The sequence below is a fragment of the Polaribacter sp. ALD11 genome (assembly GCF_002831685.1).
GTDB lineage: Bacteria > Bacteroidota > Bacteroidia > Flavobacteriales > Flavobacteriaceae > Polaribacter.
In genome coordinates, this window is the sequence record NZ_CP025119.1 from 3,284,040 (window position 1) to 3,305,356 (window position 21,317).

General features: G+C 31.1%; 17 protein-coding genes. 5 read left to right on the forward strand and 12 right to left on the reverse strand.

Features of this window, described 5'->3' with window-relative positions; translation table 11 throughout:
• On the reverse strand, positions 1 to 711 hold the full coding sequence (locus tag CW731_RS14255; protein ID WP_100947355.1) for a DUF547 domain-containing protein: 711 nt from the start codon (positions 709 to 711) through the stop codon (positions 1 to 3).
• A 282-nt stretch (positions 712 to 993) separates the two neighbouring features.
• On the opposite strand from CW731_RS14255, the gene fabD reads away from it, so the two are divergent.
• Positions 994 to 1,881 carry an ACP S-malonyltransferase gene (gene fabD, locus CW731_RS14260; protein ID WP_100947356.1) on the forward strand — a complete coding sequence of 296 codons (888 nt, stop codon included), beginning with the start codon at positions 994 to 996 and terminating at the stop codon, positions 1,879 to 1,881.
• 155 nt (positions 1,882 to 2,036) lie between these two features.
• Here the strand turns inward: fabD and CW731_RS14265 are convergent, their stop codons facing one another.
• The 5 genes from CW731_RS14265 to CW731_RS14285 form a co-directional block, all read right to left on the reverse strand.
• Positions 2,037 to 2,663, reverse strand: coding sequence for a hypothetical protein (locus CW731_RS14265; protein WP_157812236.1), 627 nt, complete (start codon positions 2,661 to 2,663; stop codon positions 2,037 to 2,039).
• Positions 2,664 to 2,960: 297 nt separating this feature from the next.
• Complete coding sequence (locus tag CW731_RS14270) at positions 2,961 to 5,798, reverse strand: pitrilysin family protein (RefSeq protein WP_100947358.1); 2,838 nt, start codon at positions 5,796 to 5,798, stop codon at positions 2,961 to 2,963.
• Positions 5,799 to 5,911: 113 nt separating this feature from the next.
• Entirely contained in the window at positions 5,912 to 6,106 is a 195-nt protein-coding gene (locus CW731_RS14275; protein ID WP_100947359.1) for a hypothetical protein, read from the reverse strand.
• 292 nt (positions 6,107 to 6,398) lie between these two features.
• Entirely contained in the window at positions 6,399 to 7,406 is a 1,008-nt protein-coding gene (gene galE, locus CW731_RS14280; RefSeq protein WP_100947360.1) for a UDP-glucose 4-epimerase GalE, read from the reverse strand.
• A 6-nt stretch (positions 7,407 to 7,412) separates the two neighbouring features.
• Positions 7,413 to 8,576, reverse strand: a complete 1,164-nt coding sequence (locus tag CW731_RS14285) for a DegT/DnrJ/EryC1/StrS aminotransferase family protein (protein ID WP_100947361.1) — start codon at positions 8,574 to 8,576, stop codon at positions 7,413 to 7,415.
• A 74-nt stretch (positions 8,577 to 8,650) separates the two neighbouring features.
• On the opposite strand from CW731_RS14285, the gene CW731_RS14290 reads away from it, so the two are divergent.
• The gene (locus CW731_RS14290) at positions 8,651 to 11,032 is read left to right on the forward strand and encodes a penicillin acylase family protein (protein ID WP_100947362.1); all 2,382 of its coding nucleotides are present in this window, start codon (positions 8,651 to 8,653) and stop codon (positions 11,030 to 11,032) included.
• A gap of 56 nt (positions 11,033 to 11,088) precedes the next feature.
• Positions 11,089 to 11,688 (forward strand): alkylphosphonate utilization protein, encoded by a 600-nt coding sequence (locus CW731_RS14295; protein ID WP_100947363.1) that lies wholly within the window; start codon positions 11,089 to 11,091, stop codon positions 11,686 to 11,688.
• Between the two features lie 195 nt (positions 11,689 to 11,883).
• Here the strand turns inward: CW731_RS14295 and CW731_RS14300 are convergent, their stop codons facing one another.
• Complete coding sequence (locus tag CW731_RS14300; protein WP_100947364.1) at positions 11,884 to 12,984, reverse strand: DUF4407 domain-containing protein; 1,101 nt, start codon at positions 12,982 to 12,984, stop codon at positions 11,884 to 11,886.
• A gap of 151 nt (positions 12,985 to 13,135) precedes the next feature.
• Here CW731_RS14300 and CW731_RS14305 point away from each other — a divergent pair, with 151 nt between their 5' ends.
• Positions 13,136 to 13,345 (forward strand): hypothetical protein, encoded by a 210-nt coding sequence (locus CW731_RS14305; protein ID WP_100947365.1) that lies wholly within the window; start codon positions 13,136 to 13,138, stop codon positions 13,343 to 13,345.
• Positions 13,346 to 13,651: 306 nt separating this feature from the next.
• Here CW731_RS14305 and CW731_RS14310 read toward each other — a convergent pair whose 3' ends face one another.
• On the reverse strand, positions 13,652 to 14,839 hold the full coding sequence (locus CW731_RS14310) for a pyridoxal phosphate-dependent aminotransferase (protein WP_198519825.1): 1,188 nt from the start codon (positions 14,837 to 14,839) through the stop codon (positions 13,652 to 13,654).
• Between the two features lie 25 nt (positions 14,840 to 14,864).
• Positions 14,865 to 15,956, reverse strand: a complete 1,092-nt coding sequence (locus CW731_RS14315) for an acyl-CoA desaturase (RefSeq protein ID WP_100947366.1) — start codon at positions 15,954 to 15,956, stop codon at positions 14,865 to 14,867.
• A gap of 123 nt (positions 15,957 to 16,079) precedes the next feature.
• On the opposite strand from CW731_RS14315, the gene rsmG reads away from it, so the two are divergent.
• A complete protein-coding gene (gene rsmG / locus CW731_RS14320) occupies positions 16,080 to 16,709 on the forward strand; it encodes a 16S rRNA (guanine(527)-N(7))-methyltransferase RsmG (RefSeq protein ID WP_100947367.1) in 630 nt (209 codons plus the stop codon).
• A 129-nt stretch (positions 16,710 to 16,838) separates the two neighbouring features.
• On the opposite strand, the gene CW731_RS14325 is transcribed toward rsmG, so the two are convergent.
• The 3 genes from CW731_RS14325 to lysS form a co-directional block, all read right to left on the reverse strand.
• Positions 16,839 to 17,540 carry a hypothetical protein gene (locus CW731_RS14325; RefSeq protein WP_100947368.1) on the reverse strand — a complete coding sequence of 234 codons (702 nt, stop codon included), beginning with the start codon at positions 17,538 to 17,540 and terminating at the stop codon, positions 16,839 to 16,841.
• A gap of 35 nt (positions 17,541 to 17,575) precedes the next feature.
• Positions 17,576 to 18,493, reverse strand: a complete 918-nt coding sequence (locus CW731_RS14330; RefSeq protein ID WP_100947369.1) for a glutaminase — start codon at positions 18,491 to 18,493, stop codon at positions 17,576 to 17,578.
• Positions 18,494 to 18,624: 131 nt separating this feature from the next.
• Positions 18,625 to 20,319, reverse strand: coding sequence for a lysine--tRNA ligase (lysS, locus tag CW731_RS14335; protein WP_100947370.1), 1,695 nt, complete (start codon positions 20,317 to 20,319; stop codon positions 18,625 to 18,627).
• Positions 20,320 to 21,317 lie beyond the last annotated feature (998 nt).

Here is a 21,317-nt window from a genome sequence, read left to right on the forward strand (position 1 = left end):
TTATTTATCGTTTAAAGACCAGTCATACTTTAAATAACTGATTTTAGCTTTCGAGTTTATTTCTGTTTTTGAATAGGTATTTAAATAATCGATAATAGAACCATTCTTTGTAAAATCACTTTTAAACCAATCGAAAATTGAAGAAATTTGAACCTTCTTATTAGAAACTTTATTTCTTGTGGAATCGTTTACAAACTCTTTCATTAGCTTCTCTAAAGTAACATCTACGTTTTCTTCTGTAAAAGCCCTATTTGCTAATTTAGGACAGGAACCTGAAGCACAATTTACGCCTACATGAATTCTTGGGTCAAACAGCTTTTTTCGTAAAATTTCATGTTCTATATAATCTAAAGTATAGATTTTTCCACCAACTTTTGCAAAAGGAATTTTCCATGCAGTTTTTCCTTTTTGTTTGATATCCATAATACTTTTTAGAGGATAATTTTCTAAAATTATTTTAAGGGTATATGCGTTATATGCATTAATCCAAAAAGATTTTTGCTTGTTTCCTGACCAAGATTCTTCTGGAGTAGTTTTTTCTAAATAGGAGATGTAACTGTCTAATGTAACTTCATCTATTTTTATACCTTTATAATCTACAATACCACTTTTCGTTACATGTTTTTGTAATAAATTATTAAAGATAGATGTTTGCGCATTTACTTGTGAGAAAGTAAGTGTAATTATAAATAATAAAAGTGCTTTTTTCATTGTATGTAATTTCTAATTTTTTAGACGTAACCTTTTACTATTGATTACAAAAAGGATTCTAAATTTTCTTTAGTTTTTGATGAGTTTGAGTATAATGACTAAACAAAGATTAAATTTTTAGAATTGCTACTAACAGCTTAATAAGTTTAGCCCTGATTGAAACGGCATCCTTTTTTATTTTTCTTAAAAAAGATATAGTAGAAAGCAGGAAATAGCTTCAAATAAAAATGATTATTTTTGCCGACTATTAAATAAATAAACAACTAGACAAATACATATTTTATGAAAGCATATATTTTTCCAGGTCAAGGAGCTCAATTCACAGGAATGGGATTGGATTTATACGAAAGTTCTGCGTTGGCACAAGAATATTTTGAGAAAGCAAACGATATTTTAGGATTTTCTATTACAGATATTATGTTCGAAGGAACGGCAGAACAGTTAAAAGAAACGAAAGTTACACAACCTGCAATCTTTTTACATTCAGTTATTTTAGCGAAAGTTTTAGGAGAAGATTTTAAACCAGAAATGGTTGCAGGACATTCTTTAGGAGAATTATCTGCATTGGTTGCAAATGGGGTTTTGTCTTTTGAAGACGGATTAAAATTGGTTTCTAAACGTGCTTTGGCAATGCAAAAAGCGTGTGAAATAGCACCTTCTACCATGGCGGCAGTTTTAGGGTTGGCAGACAATATCGTAGAAGAAACTTGTGCTGAAATAGATGGAGTAGTAGTCGCTGCAAACTACAACTGTCCGGGTCAATTAGTAATTTCTGGTGAAATTACTGCGGTTGAAAAAGCTTGTGAGATTTTAACGGAAAAAGGAGCTAAAAGAGCAATATTATTGCCTGTTGGTGGTGCTTTTCACTCGCCAATGATGGAGCCTGCAAGAGAAGAGTTAGCTGCAGCCATTGAGGAAACGGTGTTTAGCGAGCCTACTTGTCCGGTATATCAAAATGTTACGGCTAGTGCGGTTACAAATGCAAATGAGATTAAGAAAAACTTAATACTTCAATTAACGGCGCCAGTTAGGTGGACGCAGTCGATACAGGCAATGATTGCAGATGGTGGAACTGAATTTATCGAAGTTGGACCTGGTAAAGTATTACAAGGTTTAATGCGAAAAATAGATAGATCTGTTGCTGCTAGTGGAGCGGTTTTGGCGGAATAACTTTATTATATATTTATAAATAAAAAAACGAACTCGTGAGAGTTCGTTTTTTTGTGATTTATTTTTTAGGTTTCGTTAACGGCTTGTATATTGAAAGTTGCATTTTTGATTAAGCTAAAAATAAGCAATTTTTATTACACGGTGTTGTAGGTAGTTTATCTTTTTATTTTTAGTTCAAAATCTACATTTTCGGAATAATAATCTAGATAAATAAAAATTGGATTTTTCGTGTTAAGTGATTTATAACTTTCCACAATTCCATTTTCATTAAAACTTAAATTTGTAAAATATTCATAAGGATGTAAACAGCTAAACCTGAATAGTGAAAATAGTTTATAAGGAATGTTTTTTATTTTCAATTCAGCAATACCTATAATTATTTTCTTTCTTTTGTTCTTGTATTTAATTAATTTCACTGTTTTTGATAAGCTATCTTTAGCAATAACTTTAAAATCAAAAACTGTAGGTAAATCTCGATAAAATACATTTGAGCTATTTTCATATACAAACTGATGATAAGCCACCTTTTCATTTCCTTCACTTTCAATTACTTTAAAAAAATGATGTTTTGAATTTTTTAAATCAACAATTTCTCCAATATTTTTATCTTTAAATTTATATATTTTCAAGAAATAACTATTATCGTTTTTGTTGGAATAAATAATTTTTTCCTTATAGAAACCGTTTTCTGACTTATAGTTAGTCAACAAGTTAAATTTATAATTCTGAGCAAGACAACTAAGGGAAGTCATTAGTATCAGAATAATTATAGTTTTTCTCAAAGCATTATTTTTTAATTACCTACAACTCTAATGATATGAAATCGTTTCAATATTTTATATCAGAAGTTAACGAAGTTAGCTTTTTAAAAACTTATAAACAAACTAAATTAGTTCTTCTCTTGCCAATTTTTTTTTAACTTCTATTATTTGTAACAATGATTGCGACTATTTAGGTGCTTTACTGCTAGTTTAATACTTTGGTAGAGTAATTTAAAAAACAAAAAAAGCCCCAATTTTTAAGTAAAAATTGGGGCTTTTTATTTGTTACTGTTTGAAGACAGCAGCTAGTTAAAGGTTTTAATTCTTAATTTTCTTTTGTCTTTCGTTTAGTAGAATTGGCGCTCCATAACCTAATTCTTTCATTCTTTCTAATTGCGTTTCTGCATCACCAACAACCAACCAAATCATTTTATTTGAGTTTATGTATTTGTTAGCCAGTTCTTCGATACGCTCTTTAGTCATGTTATTTACTGTTTCTTCTCTGTCTTTTACGTAATCTGCTTTTAAGCCATAATTACTAATATTAGATAACATTCTTAGTTTTGCACCTGCAGTTTCAAAAGCTCTTGCATTACTTTTAATTAAGAAACTTTTTGTGGTTTCTAAATCTTTGTCAGAAAAAGTAGTTGGATATTCTTCTAATATTTTTTGAACTGCTTGTGCAGATTCTAAAGTAACATTAGAACGAACGCTACTAGAAATTGTAAAAGTTCCTTTTGCTTTTGTACCAGAAAAGCCAGAACGGATTCCGTAAGTATACCCTTTTCCTTCACGTAATTCTTGTGTCAAACGAGAAGCAAAACCACCACCACCAAGAATATAATTCATTACAGAAGCAGCATAAAAATCTTTATCTGTTGCAGCTAATGCAGGTGCGCCAAATTGTAAAACAGATTGTTTTGCGTTTGGAATATCATAAAAATAGACAGCAGGTTTAGTAGGTGCTTCTGGAGTTTTATATGCAGGAATTGTAACTTCTTTGGCTTTCCAGTTTGTATTTAAACTAGTTAATGAAGCAGCTAATTTATCTTCAGAAATGGCACCAACAATTAACATTTTTGCTACAGAAGGCGAAATGTAATTATTATAGTAAACTTTAATGTCTTCTAAAGTTGTTGCTTTAACAGATGATATTGTTCCTAAAGTATTTTTAGAACGAATGTTGTCTTCTCCATAAATTAAACCATTATAAGCATTGCTAGCTACAGAGTTAGGGTTTGCTTCTTGTTGACGTAAACTTGCCATTGTTGCATTCTTAAGCAAGTCGAATTCCTTTTCATCAAACCTAGGTTCTAATAACATTTCTTGTGCTAATGCTAACGTTGCATTGTAATTTTTAGCTAAAGTTGTTCCAGAAATTGTAATGCTTTCTTTACCTGAATAAACGTAGATAGTGGCACCTAAATCTTGAATAGCTTCTTCTAACTCTTTAACTGTTTTATTTTTTGTTCCTTTATTTAATAAATCTGCTGTTAAATTGGCAACGCCTAAATTGTCCATAGACTCTAATAATTGTCCGCCATCAATTGTTAAATTAAAACGGACTAAAGGCACTTCATCATTTTCTATTCCGAAGATTTTTAAGCCATTTTCTAAACTACTTTCATATACTTTAGGAACCGCTAAAGAAGGCGTTTTTCCATAAGGTGGTTCTATCGTTCTGTCAAAAGAAGAAGCTGTTTTTGTGTAAGTAGCTGCAATTTTCGGATCGAAATTATCTTCAGCTCCATTTACAATTTTCTCTTCTACAACATTTGCTAACACTGAACCTTTTAGCGCTAACTCAGCACTATTTTTAGGAACAAAACTTGTAGCAATGTAATTTTTATTTTTGATGTATGTATTATAAACACGCATTACATCTTCGGTTGTAACAGCTAAAGTTCTTTTAATATCTTCAGTTACAAAACCAGGGTCTCCTAAATAAGTATTATAAGATGCTAAATTAGATCCTTTTCCTAAAACACTAGATAAACTGCCATAAAATTGAGTTTCTTGTCCTGCTTTTATTCTATTTAAATCTTTTTCTGAGATTCCTTCGGCTTCAAATTTTTCAAATCCTTTTTCAATTCCTGTCTTTACTTCATCTAGTTTTTTACCGTTAAAAGCTCTTACAGAAAGTTGTGTTTCACCGGCAACTTCAGAAATATAATTAAACATACTTGTGTATGAAGTTAATTTTAAATCGTCTACCAAAACTTGATTTAAAGGAGCAGATTTTCCATTAGTTAAATACTGAGCTAAAACTTCTAAAGCATAAGAATCTGGGTGATAAGATTCAACTGCTGGCCATACCATTGTTAATTGTGGTACCCTTGCAAAGTTATCTTCATAATATAAGAACTTCGTTTCTTTAACAAAACCAGGTTTTTTATCTAAAGCAGGAATTTCTTCTGTTCCTTTCGGAATTTCATCGAAATACTTGTGTACCCATTTTGTTGCTTGCTCTATATCGATATCTCCAGATAAAACCAATGTCGAATTGTTAGGTACATACCATTTTTTATAGAAATTCTTTACATCTTGTAATGTTGCATTCTGTAAATCTTCTAAAGAACCAATAACTTGCCAATTATAAGGGTGTTCTTTTGGGTATAAGTTTTTACCAATTACATATTGATTGTGACCATAAGGTCTATTGTCTACACTCTGTCTTTTTTCATTTTTAACAACTTGTTTTTCCTTTGCTAAAACAGGTTCTGTTACAGTATTTATAAAATACCCTAATTTGTCTGCTTCTGCCCAAATCATCTTTTCTAAAGCATCTTTTGGTACCGTTTGCAAGTAATTTGTTCTGTCTCTAGAAGTAGAACCATTGGCTCCAGAACCACCAATTCTTGCACTCATTTTATCCAATCCACCCTTTCCAAGGTTTTCAGATTCTAAAAATAGTAAATGCTCAAATAAATGTGCAAAACCAGTTCTTCCTTCAATTTCTCTAGCAGAACCAACATGAACCATTAATTCTACAGCAACAACAGGATCTGATTTATCAACATGAAAAACAACATCTAAGCCATTGCTTAGTTCTATTTTTTTGTAATTAATACTTAGTTCGGGTGGTTTTTCTTCGGAAGATTCATTGCAAGCTATAAAACTTGTAATAGCTATAAAAGCTAAGATAATTTTTTTCATTTTGGTTGATTTTTGAACTTTTAAAATTACTAAAAGGATAAATAGCAAATAGGGTATAAGTTGTTAAATATTAACCAAAAAAAATCCCAAACTTAAGTTTGGGATTTTTAATATTATTTAGCTAGACTGCAATCTTCACAATCTTTAACTTTGCCGTAATACGTTTCTCTGTATTTGTGGAGTGTTTTTAAAGGAATAAGGTTTAGCAATGTTTTTTTAATGTACGTTACTTTGGTATCGAAAGCTCCCATTTTTGGTGTGTGACGGTGTTCTAAACGGGTTTTTCTTCTAATTTTTATCAGGCTCATTGGTTTTCATTTATCATTAATAATTATAATGCAAAGTTAAGAGGTATCGCATGTGATATGAAATTATTAAAGTTAAAATATTGGAAATGAGCTTAGAAATACATAATTGTAAATTATCTTGTGGTATAATTAACAATATAACAACTATAGTTGTGTTTGTTTATGATAAAGAAACTTAAAATGGTTAAAATTGATGTGAAAATGTGAAAAATCACTCGAAATTAACTAAAAATGAGTCAAAAAGGAGTGATTTATTCTTAAAATGAAATTTTCTGAATTTAGAAAAATACGTTTATTGTTGTTGTTGCCATTTCCAAGCAGCAGCAAGTGCTTCGTCTAGATTTTTTTCTGTCTTCCAGTTTAATTCTCTATTTGCAATAGTTGTATCTGCATACGCTGCGGTAATATCACCTTCTCTTCTGCCAACTATTTTATAATTTAAAGCTTTTCCAGAAGCTTTTTCAAATGCTTTAATAACTTCTAAAACAGAGCTTCCTGTTCCAGTACCAACATTAAAAAATTCGAAGTTTTGTTTGTTGTTTTTGTTGATTAGTCTTTGTAACGCAGCAATATGTGCTTTTGCTAAATCTACTACATGAATGTAATCTCTTACTGCAGTTCCGTCTACTGTTGGGTAATCATCACCAAAAACAGACAGTTCTTTTCTAATTCCAGCAGCTGTTTGTGTTACAAACGGAATTAAGTTTTGAGGAACTCCCAAAGGCAATTCTCCTATCTTAATACTCTCGTGTGCACCAATTGGGTTAAAGTAACGCAATGCAATGGCGTTTAATTGGTGTGCTTTACAGCTTTCTTGAATAATTTCTTCTCCAATTTGTTTTGAATTTCCGTAAGGAGATTCTGCTTTTTTAACAGGTGCGTTTTCTGTAATTGGCAATTCATCTGCTTGTCCGTATACGGTACAAGAAGAAGAGAATATAAAGTTGTCTAGTTTTCTATCTCTCATTTCTTGTAAAATGTACACTAAACTTCCAATATTATTTTCATAATAATCTAAAGGATTTTGTACACTTTCTCCAACCGCTTTAAAAGCTGCAAAATGAATAATTCCGTCTACTTTATTCGTGTCAAAAAACTGAACAACATCTTTTTTAATTCTTAAATCGATGTTGTGGTATTCTGGTTTTTTGCCTGTAATTTCTATAATGCTATCTAATACACTAATAGTTGTATTCGATAAATCATCAATAATAACAACTTCAAAACCTTCGTTTTGTAATTCTACAACGGTATGAGAACCAATAAAACCTAAACCTCCTGTTACTAATATTCTTTTCATAATTTTTTAATTGATAAAATTATTAATCGTATTTGTAATAAATTCTAATTGGTCTGTTTCTAATTCTGTGTGCATCGGTAAAGAAATAACCGTTTTTATCAACTCATTTGTTACCGGGAAATCACTTTCTTTATAACGAGTGTCTTTGTAAGCTTTTTGTGCGTGTAAAGCAACTGGGTAATAAATTGCATTCGGAATTCCTTCAGCTAATAAATGTTTGTGCAATGCATCTCTTTTACCATTGGTTATCTGTAATGTATATTGATGAAAAACATGACAATCACAAACATCACAAATTTGACCACAACTATCTGTTGCGTTCGATTTTGTAGTTGGTGCTATAATATTTGGGTTGTTCGCAAATGCGTTGTTATAAAAACGAGCAGCATTTCTACGAGCACCACAATAGCTGTCTAAAAGTGGTAGTTTTGCTTGTAAAACACCTGCTTGTATAGAGTCTAAACGAGAATTTACACCTACAACATCATGGTAATAACGTGTATACATTCCGTGGTTTACAATTCCTCTAATAGTATGTGCTAAAGCATCATCATTTGTAAATATTGCACCACCATCACCATAACAACCTAGGTTTTTAGAAGGGAAAAATGAAGTTGTACCAACGTTTCCAATAGTACCAGCTTTCTTCTTTGTACCATCTTTAAACGTGTAATCTGCACCAATTGCTTGTGCATTGTCTTCAATTACAAATAAGTTATGTTCTTTTGCTATTTCCATAATAGCATCCATATTTGCCACTTGTCCGAATAAATGAACAGGTACAATTGCTTTTGTTTTAGGAGTAATTGCTTTTTTTAATGCTTCGATATCGATGTTATAGGTTTCGGCATCAACATCTACCAAAACGGGTGTTAATTTTAATAATGCAATAACTTCTACCGTTGCTGCAAAAGTAAAATCTGCTGTAATAACTTCATCTCCTTGTTCTAAGCCTAAGCCCATCATTGCGATTTGCAAGGCATCTGTACCATTTGCACAAGGAATTACATGTTTTACCTCTAAATATTTCTCTAAATCTGCTTGAAATTCATGAACCAAAGGTCCATTTATATATGCTGATGTATCTAGAACTTGTTCTATAGAATTGTTGACCGATTCTTTAATTTTTGCATATTGACCTTGAAGGTCTACCATTTGAATTTTTCTCATGAAGTAGTGTTTTAATAAACGTTTCAAAAATACAATATAATTCTATTACCTTTGAATTTATCAAACAGATTTCCATGAAAATTATTAAAAAAATCTTCCTATTTTTAATTGTTATTATAATATTAACATTTGTAGCCGGTTGGTTATATACTAAAACATTAAAACCAACGTACAATGGCGAAATTGAAATAAAAAATACAACAGAAGATGTTACAATTCATTTTGATGAAATAGGTGTTCCTCACATCAATGCAAAAAACCAACAAGATGCTTATGTTGCTTTAGGGTATGTGCATGCGCAAGATAGGTTGTGGCAAATGGAATTAATTAGAAGGATTGCTGCAGGAAGATTGTCAGAAATTTTTGGAGAAAAACTAATAGAAACAGACAAACTTTTTTCTGGCTTAGGAATTGAAGAAGCTTCTGCAAAAACAATCGCAAATTTAGATCAAAATTCGGCTCCGTATAAAATGGCAACCGCTTATTTAGATGGCGTAAATCAATATATCGCAGAAGGGAAAACACCCATAGAGTTCAATTTGGTAGGTGTAGATAAAGAAAAATATACCTTAAAAGATATGTATAATGTTTTTGGTTATATGGCTTTTAGTTTTGCGATTGCACATAAAACAGACCCCATGTTAAACGAGGTAAAAGAGAAATTGGGTGCAACTTATTTTAATGAGTTGATTGGTGCAGAAAATGAAAATTTAACATTGATTCAAAATGAGAAAAATCCAGAAATTACCGGAGCCTTTTCACAAGCAATGAATAGTTTAATAGGTGTTTTGCCAATTTCTCCTTTTATAGGAAGTAATTCTTGGGTAATTGGTGCAGATAAAACCAAAAACGGAAAGGTGATTTTTGCAAACGATCCTCATATAGGGTATTCGCAGCCTTCAGTTTGGTATCAAGCACACATAAAAACACCAGATTATGAGATGTATGGCTTTCATTTGGCATTGGTTCCTTTTCCTTTGTTAGGGCATAATAAAGATTTCGCGTATGGTTTAACAATGTTTGAAAATGATGACATTGATTTTTATGTGGAAGAAAATAATCCGCAGAATACAAATCAATATAAATTTAAAGAAGCGTATCTTGATTATACATTTGTTGAAAAACGCTTGAAGATCAAAGACGCAAAAGATTCGGTTTACACTATTAAGGTAAGTAAACACGGTCCTTTAATGAATGGTATTATAACTCATTTAGAAACCGAGAAACCTGTTGCAATGCAGTGGATTTATACAAAATTAGAGAATCAAATTTTAGACGTGGCTTACGAAATGTCTCATGCTAAGAACCTAACAGAATTTAAAAACGGAGCAAGTAAATTACACGCACCAGGTTTAAATATGATGTATGGTGATGCAAAAAACAACATTGCTTGGTTTGCTACTGGGAAACTATATAAATACAGAGACTCTTTATATACAAAGACCTTTTTAAACGGTAGTTCTGGTGAAGATGAGATTCTAGAGTATTTAGATTTTGAAGAAAATCCGCAAGCAACAAACCCAGCTATAAATTATGTGTATTCTGCCAATAATCAACCAGATTCAATTGCTAATATGTTGTATCCTGGTTATTATCTATCAGAAGATAGAGCAAAAAGAATTGTTAGTTTGGTAGCACCAAAAAACGACTGGACAAAAAAAGACGTTGCAAAAATGATAATGGACGTAACCTCTACAACCGCACCAGAAGTTGCTAAGAATTTAATACACTCTTTAGATAATAGTTCATTTTCACCAAGTGAAAAAACAGCAATTCATATTTTAGAAAAGTGGAAAGGGAATTTTGATAAAGATGAAGTTGGTCCTGTAATTTATAATAGATTTATATACGAATTTCAAAAGAACACCTTTGCAGACGAAATGGGGAAAGGTTTCGATCAGTTTGCAAATACTCCTTTTATCGAAAAGGTGTTGCCAGTACAAGCAAAAAGAGAAAATTCTATTTGGTGGGATAATATTGCTACAAAAGATAAAGTTGAAACAAAGCAAGAAATTGTAACCACATCTTTTAAAAATGCATTTTCTTTTTTAGAAAATCAATTAGGTGCAAACATAGCTGCTTGGAAATGGGAACGCGTAATTTCTGTAGAACATAAGCATGCAGTTGGTGAAGTTGCTGTGCTAAGAAAATATTTTAATGTTGGGCCTTTTGTTACTTCTGGTGGAGATCAAGTAATTAATAATCAGATTTACAATATAGACTCTACAGGAACTTACAAAGTAAAAGCGGGACCTTCAACTAGAAGAATTGTCGATTTTTCTGATGTAGAAAATAGTTTGGCAATTTTACCAACCGGACAATCTGGTCGTGTTTTTAGCAAACACTATAATGATCAAGCAGAAGAATATTTAAACGGTGAATTTTTTAAAATGAAATTGAACGTATCAGAAATTAGAAAAAGCAAAAATGTTTTGATTTTGAAAGCTGAAAAATAAGAAGCACATTAATTTAAAAATGTACTTTTGCGAACATTCAACATAAATATACAACAATGAGTTTACAACAAGATTTAGAAAAAAGAAGTGGAAATAAATGCGAATTATGTACTTCAACAGATAATTTGTCCATTTATGAAGTAAAACCAACCGTAACTGTTGGTGGTAGTGGAGTTGATGGAAGTTTGCTAGCTTGTGAAACATGTGTTACGCAAATAGACAATGCAGAAGCAACAGAAGCAAACCATTGGCGTTGTTTAAACGATTCTATGTGGAGTGAACACAGAGCAGTAAAAGTTGTTGCTTGGAGAATGTTATCTCGTTTAAGAAATGAAGGCTGGCCAAAAGATTTGTTAGACATGATGTATTTAGAAGATGACGATTTACGTTTTGCTAAAGAATCTGGAGATCATTTAGATGAAAGTGAAAAAATAATTCACAGAGATGCAAACGGCGTAATTTTACAAGCAGGAGACTCTGTTGTTTTAATAAAAGACTTAAAAGTAAAAGGTTCTAGCATGGTTGCAAAACAAGGAACTGCTGTACGAAGAATTTCTTTAGATCATGAAAATGCAAATTTTATTGAAGGTAAAGTAGGCCCAACTCAAATTGTAATTATTACAGATTACGTTAAGAAAATGGCAGAAAAGGAATAAGTTATTTTTCCTTTTTTATAAATAAATTACAAAAGCAATCTCTAAGTTATATAGAGATTGCTTTTCTGTTTTAATACTAAGTTGTTGGGCGTTCCCTTGCAGGTCGCGCTTTTCGCACTCGCTTTTTTTCGTGCCTCAAAAAGAGCTTAAACAAACGCTACAATCGCTAACGCAAGCATCTGCTATCTAATAGTACTACAGCATACTTTGTTGTTTTTTATAAAAAGAGTCTGCTTGCAGTTTCATTAAGTTTCGAGCCATTTTTTGTTTATACTCATAGATTTCTTCTTCTTCAGAAATATTTTCATACACTTTTTTGCTAATTAAAATATCTGCTTGCAACATTTTTTCTCTTTGCTGCACTTGTTGCTTAACCCAGGTTTTTACAGCTGTTTCTTCATCTTCTAACTTAAAATCATATGCTCCTTTTGGTGAAATTAATTTTGCAAATATTGGCGAAGTTTCAATAGCCAAGAACAATAAGAAAATAAAGAAAGAAGGCAACCAAGGTAATTTGTTTAAAGCATCTATTCTAGCCATTAACCCATCGAAATTTGTAATAATGGGTTGTGTTTTTTTTTCTAATAGTTTCTGATTTTCAATTAAAGTAGCAATTGCCAATTCTTTTGTCTTAATTTTTTCTGAAGTCTCTTTTTTAAGTTGATTCAATGCTTCCAAAGAAGCATCATGTTTTTGTCTTTTTTCTTCATAAACAGGTCCTTTTCCTAATAATTTTGTTCCTTTTCTACCTTCAGCTTCAGAAATATAGGTTTCGTATAAAGCATTTGTTTTTATTTCTTCTGTTGTAATCTCTTCTTTTAAAGTTTCAATTTCTGAATTAATTTTTGTAACTTCAGGATTAAATAAATGAGCAATTTGAGACTTGTTTTCTAAAGTCATTTGGTTCTTTTCAGTCAATAAAATCTGATTGATTTCTTTCTCAAATAACTTTAATTCTAATGGTTTAGATATTACAATGGCAATAATTACTGCCAATAGAATTCTTGGAGAAGCCTGCAGAAATTCTGTCCATTTAGAATCTCTTTTTTTAATTGTAGAAACTATAAATCGATCTAAATTAAAGATCAACAAACCCCAAATACTACCAAATAAAATAGCAGCATATACATTTTCGAAAACAGTAAAAAGTGCATAACTACCAGCAATTGTTGCCATAATTGCTGTAAAAAACACGGTTGCACCAATACCAACATATTTGTTTTGTTCACCATCGGAACAATTATTTACAATATTTTTATCGATTCCGGAACAAGTGATAAAGAATTTTTTAAGCATGATTTATTAATTTTGTAGAAAATATTTTTTGAATTGTCGTAAACTATGAACGCTATAAAAACGAATTTATTTTAATTTAAAAGAAGTTTTAGCCTGTAACAAAGGTTGTTAGGTCTCGTCTTCTTTGTGTAACCAAATAACACCAAACACCATGAAAGATTCACAAAACAAAACAGAATTAGATAGAGGAATTTTAACCTCTTCTTATAAAGAAGAAGTGAAAAGAGATCCTCAAAAAGAGAAACGTAAGTCTATTTCTAGAATAAAATCTTTGATTTTAAATCATCAAGGAAAAATAGAAAGTCAGATAGGGGTTATTTTACAAGTTTTTCTTTTTGTGCTTGCAATTACAATGATTTAATTTTAATCTCCCAGTTTTTAAAACCTGTGAGGTCTGGTCTTTTTAATAAATTAGATTTAGCTGAAATAATTAACTGTCAATTAGGTTTGCGTGAGCGATTGAAAACGTTCGAATAACTAGTTGATACCCTTAACCTTTTTTAAATGTCAGTTCTAGTAGATTTACGATGAAGAGCAAATTTGTATCGATAACAAATTTATTAAGATACAGAGGAAAGCCTAGTTTTAATTTCTTCAAAAACACGCTAAAACAAAAAAAATCCATCTAAAAAAGATGGATTTTTAATTTATAGTATGAAAGTTATTTCTAACTCAACGCTTCTTTTATTCTCTTAATAGCTTCACGTAATTGTAACTCTGAAGCTGCGTAAGACATTCTAATACAATTTGGTGCACCAAAAGCGTCTCCTGTAACGGTTGCAACATTTGCTTTTTCTAAAATAAATAAAGAAAAGTCGTTAGCGTTTTCGATTTTTATACCGTCTATCGTTTTTCCGAAGAAAGAAGAAATATCTGGGAATACATAAAATGCGCCTTCAGGAACATTTACGTTAAAACCGTCTATTTCTCTTAATAAACCTACAACAATATCTCTGCGTGTTCTAAATTCATCTACCATAAACTGAATTTTAGATATAGGTGCTAAAACTGCTGTAATTGCTGCTCTCTGAGCAATACAATTTGCGCCAGATGTAATTTGACCTTGCATTTTTGTACATGCTTTAGCAATCCATTCTGGTGCACCGATATAACCGATTCTCCAACCTGTCATTGCAAATGCTTTTGCTAGACCGTTTACAGTAATGGTTCTATCGTACATACTTTCAATGGCTGCAAAACTAAATGGTTTTGCGCCGTAGTTTATGTGTTCATAAATTTCATCTGATAAAACGTAAATCTGCGGATGTTTTTCTAAAACAGCAGCCAAAGCTCTATATTCTTCTTCACTATACATAGAACCACTAGGGTTGTTTGGTGAGTTAAAGAAAATCATTTTTGTTTTTGGCGTAATTGCGCGTTCTAATTGCGCTGGTGTAATTTTAAAATCGTCATCTATAGAAGATGGAATTTCTACAAACTTTGCTTCACATAAAATTGCAATTGCAGAGTAACTAACCCAATAAGGTGCAGGTAATAAAACTTCGTCTCCTGGGTTTAATAAAACTTGTGCAATATTTGCAATAGATTGTTTTGCTCCTGTAGAAACTACAATTTGATTTGGTGCGTATTTTAAATTATTATCACGCTCAAATTTTGTGCAAATCGCTTCTTTTAATTCTAAATAACCATCAACTGGCGTATATGAATTATAATTTTGATTGATCGCTTCGATTGCAGCATCTTTTATAAAGTCTGGTGTATTAAAGTCTGGTTCACCTAAACTTAAACTAATAATGTCTTTTCCTGCTGCTTTTAATTCTCTTGCTTTGGCAGCCATTGCTAAAGTTTGAGATACAGGTAAACTGTTAATTCTGTCCGATAATGGGTGTTTCATTGTACTGTTTGGTTGTGTGTTGTTTTTATGCTAACTCAGGTTTTTGCCCTAAAACTCCTAAATGTCTAAAATGTTCTACAATTGCTTTACGCATGGTTTCGTATTCATTGTATGGCAAATTAAATTCGATGGCAGTTTCCTTCACAATTTTAGCTAATTTATCATAATGTACATGAGAAATATGTGGAAAAATATGATGTTCAACTTGATGATTTAGACCACCAGTATAAAAGTTTACCAACCAATTGCTAGGAGCAAAGTTAGAGGTGGTATATAATTGGTGGACTGCCCAAGTGTGTTCTAAATTACCATCTTTATCTGGTATTGGCATTTCTGTATTTGGTACAATATGCGCTAATTGAAACACTAAACTTAAAATCATACCTGCCGTGTAATGCATTACAAAAAAGCCGATGATTATTTTCCACCATGCAACGTCTAAAACCAATAAAGGTAGTACAATCCAAAGTGCGTAATACGCAACTTTAGAAATAACTAACTTAGTCCACTCTGTTGTTGGATTTGGAAATTTACCATAAGATAATTTACGTTTTAAATAACGGTGCATTTGTTTAATATCTGTAGTAATGGCCCAATTAATAGTTAATAAACCATATAAAAAGATAGAGTAGTATTTTTGAAGTTTATGAATTTTTAACCATTTAGAGTGTAAAGAAAAACGAATGATTCTACCAGCGTCTATATCTTCATCATGGTCTTTTACATTTGTAAAAGTATGGTGTAAAACATTGTGTTGTACTTTCCAATTATACACATTTCCAGCAAGAATATAAATGCTGCTTCCCATTAATTTGTTTACCCATTTTCTTTTAGAAAAAGATTCATGATTTGCATCGTGCATTACATTCATACCAACGCCAGCCATTCCTATTCCTGTTAATACCATTAACAAACCCATTGCCCATTGTGGCATAGAAACTGTTAAAACTAGTATAAACGGAACTAAAAATAAAGAAAACATAATAATTGCTTTTGAATACAACTTCCAGTTTCCTGTTCTCTTTATATCGTTTTCTTTGAAATATGTATTCACTCTTTTATTTAGAGTTCTAAAGAATTTAGCTTTATCTACTCTTGAGAAATTTATTGTTTTCATTCAGTATTTTAATATTAATTCACAAAAATAATGTTTTTGAATTTGCTTTTTATGATAAACGTCAGGTTTTGTTGCTAATTGTTTGTTAAGTATAACTATTTTTGCATTTCAAACCTTATATAGATGGATATCATTCACAAATACTTTAAAGATTTATCAGAAAAACAAATTCAACAATTTAGTAAGTTACAAGAGTTGTACCAAGATTGGAATTTGAAAATAAATGTTGTTTCTAGAAAAGATATAGACGAATTATATCTTCGCCATGTTTTACATTCTTTAGGGATAGCCAAAGTTGTACAGTTTAAATCGGGCTCTAAAGTATTAGATGTTGGTACAGGTGGAGGTTTTCCTGGAATTCCGTTGGCAATTTTGTTTCCAGAAACTCAGTTTCACTTGGTAGATTCTATCGGTAAAAAGATAAAAGTTGTCAATGAAGTTGTAGAAGGTTTAGGTTTAGAAAACGTAAAAACTACAAATGGTAGAGTAGAAGAAGTTAAAGATACGTACGATTTTATAGTAAGTAGAGCAGTAGCACAAATGGAAACTTTTGTTGGTTGGACCAAAGGTAGAATTGCTAAAAAACAAAACCATGATTTAAAAAACGGAATTTTATACTTAAAAGGTGGTGATTTATCTGAAGAATTAAAATTATATACGTCTGCTACCATTTACGATTTAACAGATTATTTTGAGGAAGATTTCTACGAAACTAAAAAAGTGGTTCATTTAGGAATGAAGTTTAAAGGGTGAGACCTTAAAATTAACCTATAAAATTCTTCAAGAAAAAAAGAGAAATTATATAAAAGATGCACTTTCTAGTGCATCTTTTATATTTGAAATACATTTTTTGAAGCAGTTTTGTACTTACTAAATTTATATTTAGCAGATTAACAATAATCTGCTTTGTCCTGTTTTTTCTTTTGGTGCACGATGTAAACAAGGAAGTACTTTACTTTCAGGATGGTCAATTGCTAATTTCCATAAATTACCAACTCCTAACGGAATCGGTTTTGCATTCAATTTAGCCTGATAGTGTAAGTCAAAGAAAAATTCACTTAAAAAAGACTCAAAACCTTCACCTTCTTTTCCTCCATATAATTTTTTAAGTTTAACTCGTATTTCGGGAACAAGTACTTTTTGTATGGCTTGTGAATTAGGTAATATTTCACTCGACTCACCAACATAGGTGCATAAAAACGTATCGGTTGGTATGGGAGAACGATCTACATGAAAAGAATAAACATCAGTCGGGAAAAATGGGGAAGCATCATCTCTCTCGTAATTCTTTATAATATTAAGAATTGGAGAAGCTCCATGAACTTTTAAAATTTGTAAGTCATTTAAAAGGATTTCACGAGCAAGTTGACCTTGTTCGCTTAATTGTAGTGCACGAAGTTCTTCCGGATGAAGTTCTGCTATATTTCCGTTTAGTGTTACTTTTTCAATAATTTCAGAAAAATTACCTATTAGATTGCGCTCCCAACACATTGCATTCACTTCTTCAACAAATGGAGTAGTAATAAGGTCTTTAAAATTTTTTACACTTTGAATTTGATGTTTTGTAAGAGATAAATTTGTCATAATAATTATAGTTCTGTCTATTTTTTAAATGAAATCTAAAAAATAGAAGAAGCTGTTTTGGTTGTAAATTTTTCTAAAAACAACATTCCTTTGTAAGAATTTCCTTTCTTGTTTAACTTGGGGCTCCAAACAGTAATACAGAATTTATCTGGATGAATTGCAATAATACCACCACCAACGCCACTTTTTCCAGGCAAACCAACACGAAAAGCAAACTCACCAGATTCATCATAAAAACCACAAGTAAGCATAATTGCATTAATTCTTTTTGCTTCACTCATAGTAAGTATTCTATTTCCTTTTTTTGTGGTGTAAAAATCATCAGCTAAATATAAAAATACTTGCGAAAGTTCTCTACAGTTCATTTCTAAAGAACAAATATGAAAGTAGAAATCTAAAACGTCGTTAACATTGTTTTTTATGTTTCCAAAAGACTTTATAAAGTTAGTAAGCGCAATATTTCTAAAACCAGCATTTTTCTCTGACTGTGCTACTTTTTCATTATAATTTAGATAAGTGTTTTTAGAAATCTCTTTACAGAAGGTTAAAAAATCTTCTTTCGGATTTTCTAAGTGACTCAATAAAACATCACAAACTACTATTGCACCAGAATTTATAAACGGATTTCTTGGTCTTCCTAAATCTGTTTCTAATTGCAAAAAGGAGTTAAACGGATTCCCAGAAGGTTCTACGTCAACTCTTTCCCATAATTTTTCACCTTCTAATTTGTAAGCTAAAGTCAATGACAAGATTTTAGCAATACTTTGAATTGAAAATTTCTCTTCAGAAGCACCAACACCAAAGCTTTCTTTATTAATTGTTGTAATATTTATACCTAAATTATTAGGATCTACAAATGCCAATTCAGGAATATAATTCGCTATTTTTCCTGTATCTTCAACATCTTTTAAATCTAAATAGATGTCCTCAATTATTTTTTTATAATTCTCCATTAGTAATTTATAGTATTCGTAGAACAAACTTATTAGAAAATTCTTTACGAAACAATGGAAAGAACAAATCAAAAAAAAAAGGAACTACATTACTGCAATTCCTTTTTGAAATTTTATTAAAATTTGAACTTTTACAAAGCTTCCACAAACAAACCTTCGTCTGTTTTAGAAACTTTGGCAACCTCTTTTTTTGTTAAACCTTTAATTGTTTTGTCCCATTTTTTGTTAGACAAGCCAGATTTTATTTTCAAATCGTTTAAATCGATTTTTTCAGCTTTCGTAATAATTGCTAAAACCGCTTTTTCTTCATCGTTTAGTTCAATAGAAGGCGCTTTCTTTTCTGGTCTCATTTGAGGAAAGAAAAGTACTTCTTGTATCGATTGATTGTTGGTTAAGAACATAATTAAACGGTCCATTCCAATTCCCATTCCAGACGTTGGCGGCATTCCGTATTCTAAAGCTCTTAAAAAATCTTCATCAATAAATTCTGTCGCTTCATCATCTCCTTTTTGCGCTAATTTTAATTGATGCTCAAAACGCTCACGTTGGTCAATTGGGTCATTCAATTCAGAATATGCATTTGCTATTTCTTTACCACAAACCATCAACTCAAAACGTTCTGTTAATTCTGGGTTGTCTCTGTGTTCTTTACAAAGCGGAGACATTTCTTTCGGATAATCTGTAATAAAAGTTGGCTGAATGTAATTTCCTTCACATTTTTCACCAAAAATCTCATCAATTAATTTTCCTTTCCCCATGGTTGCATCCACCTCGATATTCATCGATTTTGCAGCCTCTCTAATTTCATCCTCCGTTTTTCCGTTAATGTCGAAGCCAGTAAAATGTTTTATAGAATCTGCCATGGTTACTCTTGCATACGGCGCTTTAAAATCAATTTTATGTTCACCAAAAGTAGCTTCCGAAGTTCCGTTTACCGCAATTGCACAATGCTCTAAAAGTTGCTCACAGAAATCCATCATCCAATTGTAATCTTTGTACGAAACATAGATTTCCATGGCAGTAAATTCTGGGTTATGAGTTCTGTCCATTCCTTCATTTCTAAAGTTTTTTGAGAATTCATACACACCATCAAAACCACCAACAATTAATCTTTTCAAATACAATTCGTTCGCAATTCTCATGTATAACGGAATGTCTAACGAATTGTGATGTGTAATAAAAGGTCTTGCTGCGGCACCACCAGGAATTGGTTGTAAAACCGGCGTTTCAACTTCAAAATAACCAGCGTCATTAAAGAAAGAACGCATGGCGTTAAACAATTTTGTTCTTTTAATAAACACCTCTTTTACATGCGGATTTACCACTAAATCTGCATAACGTTGTCTGTAACGCATCTCTGGGTCTGTAAAAGCATCAAAAGTAACACCATCTTTTACCTTTGGCATTGGTAAAGGTTTTAACGCTTTACTTAATACTTTAAAAGACTTTACTTTAACTGTTTTTTCACCTACTTTAGTTGTAAATAATTCACCTTCAACACCAATAAAATCACCTAAATCTAGTAATTTCTTAAAGACATCGTTGTACAAAGTTTTGTCTTCTCCTGCACAAATTTCATCTCTATTAAAATAAAGCTGAATTCTACCTTCACCGTCTTGCAACTGCGCAAAAGAAGCTTTTCCTTGAATATTTATAACCATTAAACGGCCTGCAATAACCACCTGTTTACTTTCGGCGTAGTTCTCTTTTATTTCTTTCGAGTTAGAATCTACTGGAAATAAATCTGCAGGATACGGGTTTATACCCAAATCTCTTAACTTTGCTAGCTTTTCTCTACGTACAACTTCTTGTTCTGATAACTGCATTTCTTATATATTAGTTATAAATTTTTAAAGACAGCAAAGATACAATGTTTCAATAATTTAGCAATTACAGAATTCGATAAAATACATATTATTTGTTGTAGAAATCATAAATGGTTGTATATTTGCCCGCTACTTTTTGTTGAAGTAGCATTTAGTTGTGTTGTTTGGCACTTTATAAAAAGTGTCGTGGTTTTGTTAACCAATGGAAAGCTTCCCTTAAATGGGACGCTTTTTTTTTGCCTTAAACTCTAATTTTATTCTGTTTTAGAGGTAGATAAAATCTTTTTATTTAAGAATCTTTTTACTTTTTTGAAGCTATTTCCTGCTTTCCGCTATATCTTTTTTTTGTCTGTTTTCGATACAAATTTTTCATTCTTCAAAATTCACTCAAACAGACAAAAAAAAGGATGCCGCTTCAATCAGGGCTAGAACTGTTTACTTACTTATTTTAAAACTAAAAATTCATTAATAGTTCAAGGTTTTATTTGACTTTTATTCTGACTTATTAAGAATAAATCACCTAATTGTTTTAAAACCAATCAAAGTTAAAAAACGAGTGCTAATAAAAGGGATTCATTTGTTCAACTGCCTATTTTTAATTTCGTAAAAATTTAAGTTACTCTAACGGTAATACTCCAAATAATATGTTGGTTTCGATTTGCTAGAGACATACAATATCGAATTTAAGAAAATAAAATCTAGTGTAGATTTTTGTTTCTATTCATCAATCGAAAAGAAAAAGATAAAAACAACAATCTGTTTTATTTAATAATAAGATGACTTTGTGAATAAAAGTAAAAAATACAAAATTGATAGTAAATTATAGAGGTGGTGAAGGAGAAATCAGATAATCAGTAACATACCTGTAGGTTGCCTTTTTTTATTGCTAACACGTATTTTTTTGATTAGCGATAAAAATAAAATTTAGGCTAAATATAAATTTATAACTAAAAAATTAGTTCAAACTAAATAATTAGTTATATTTGTGTTATTGAACT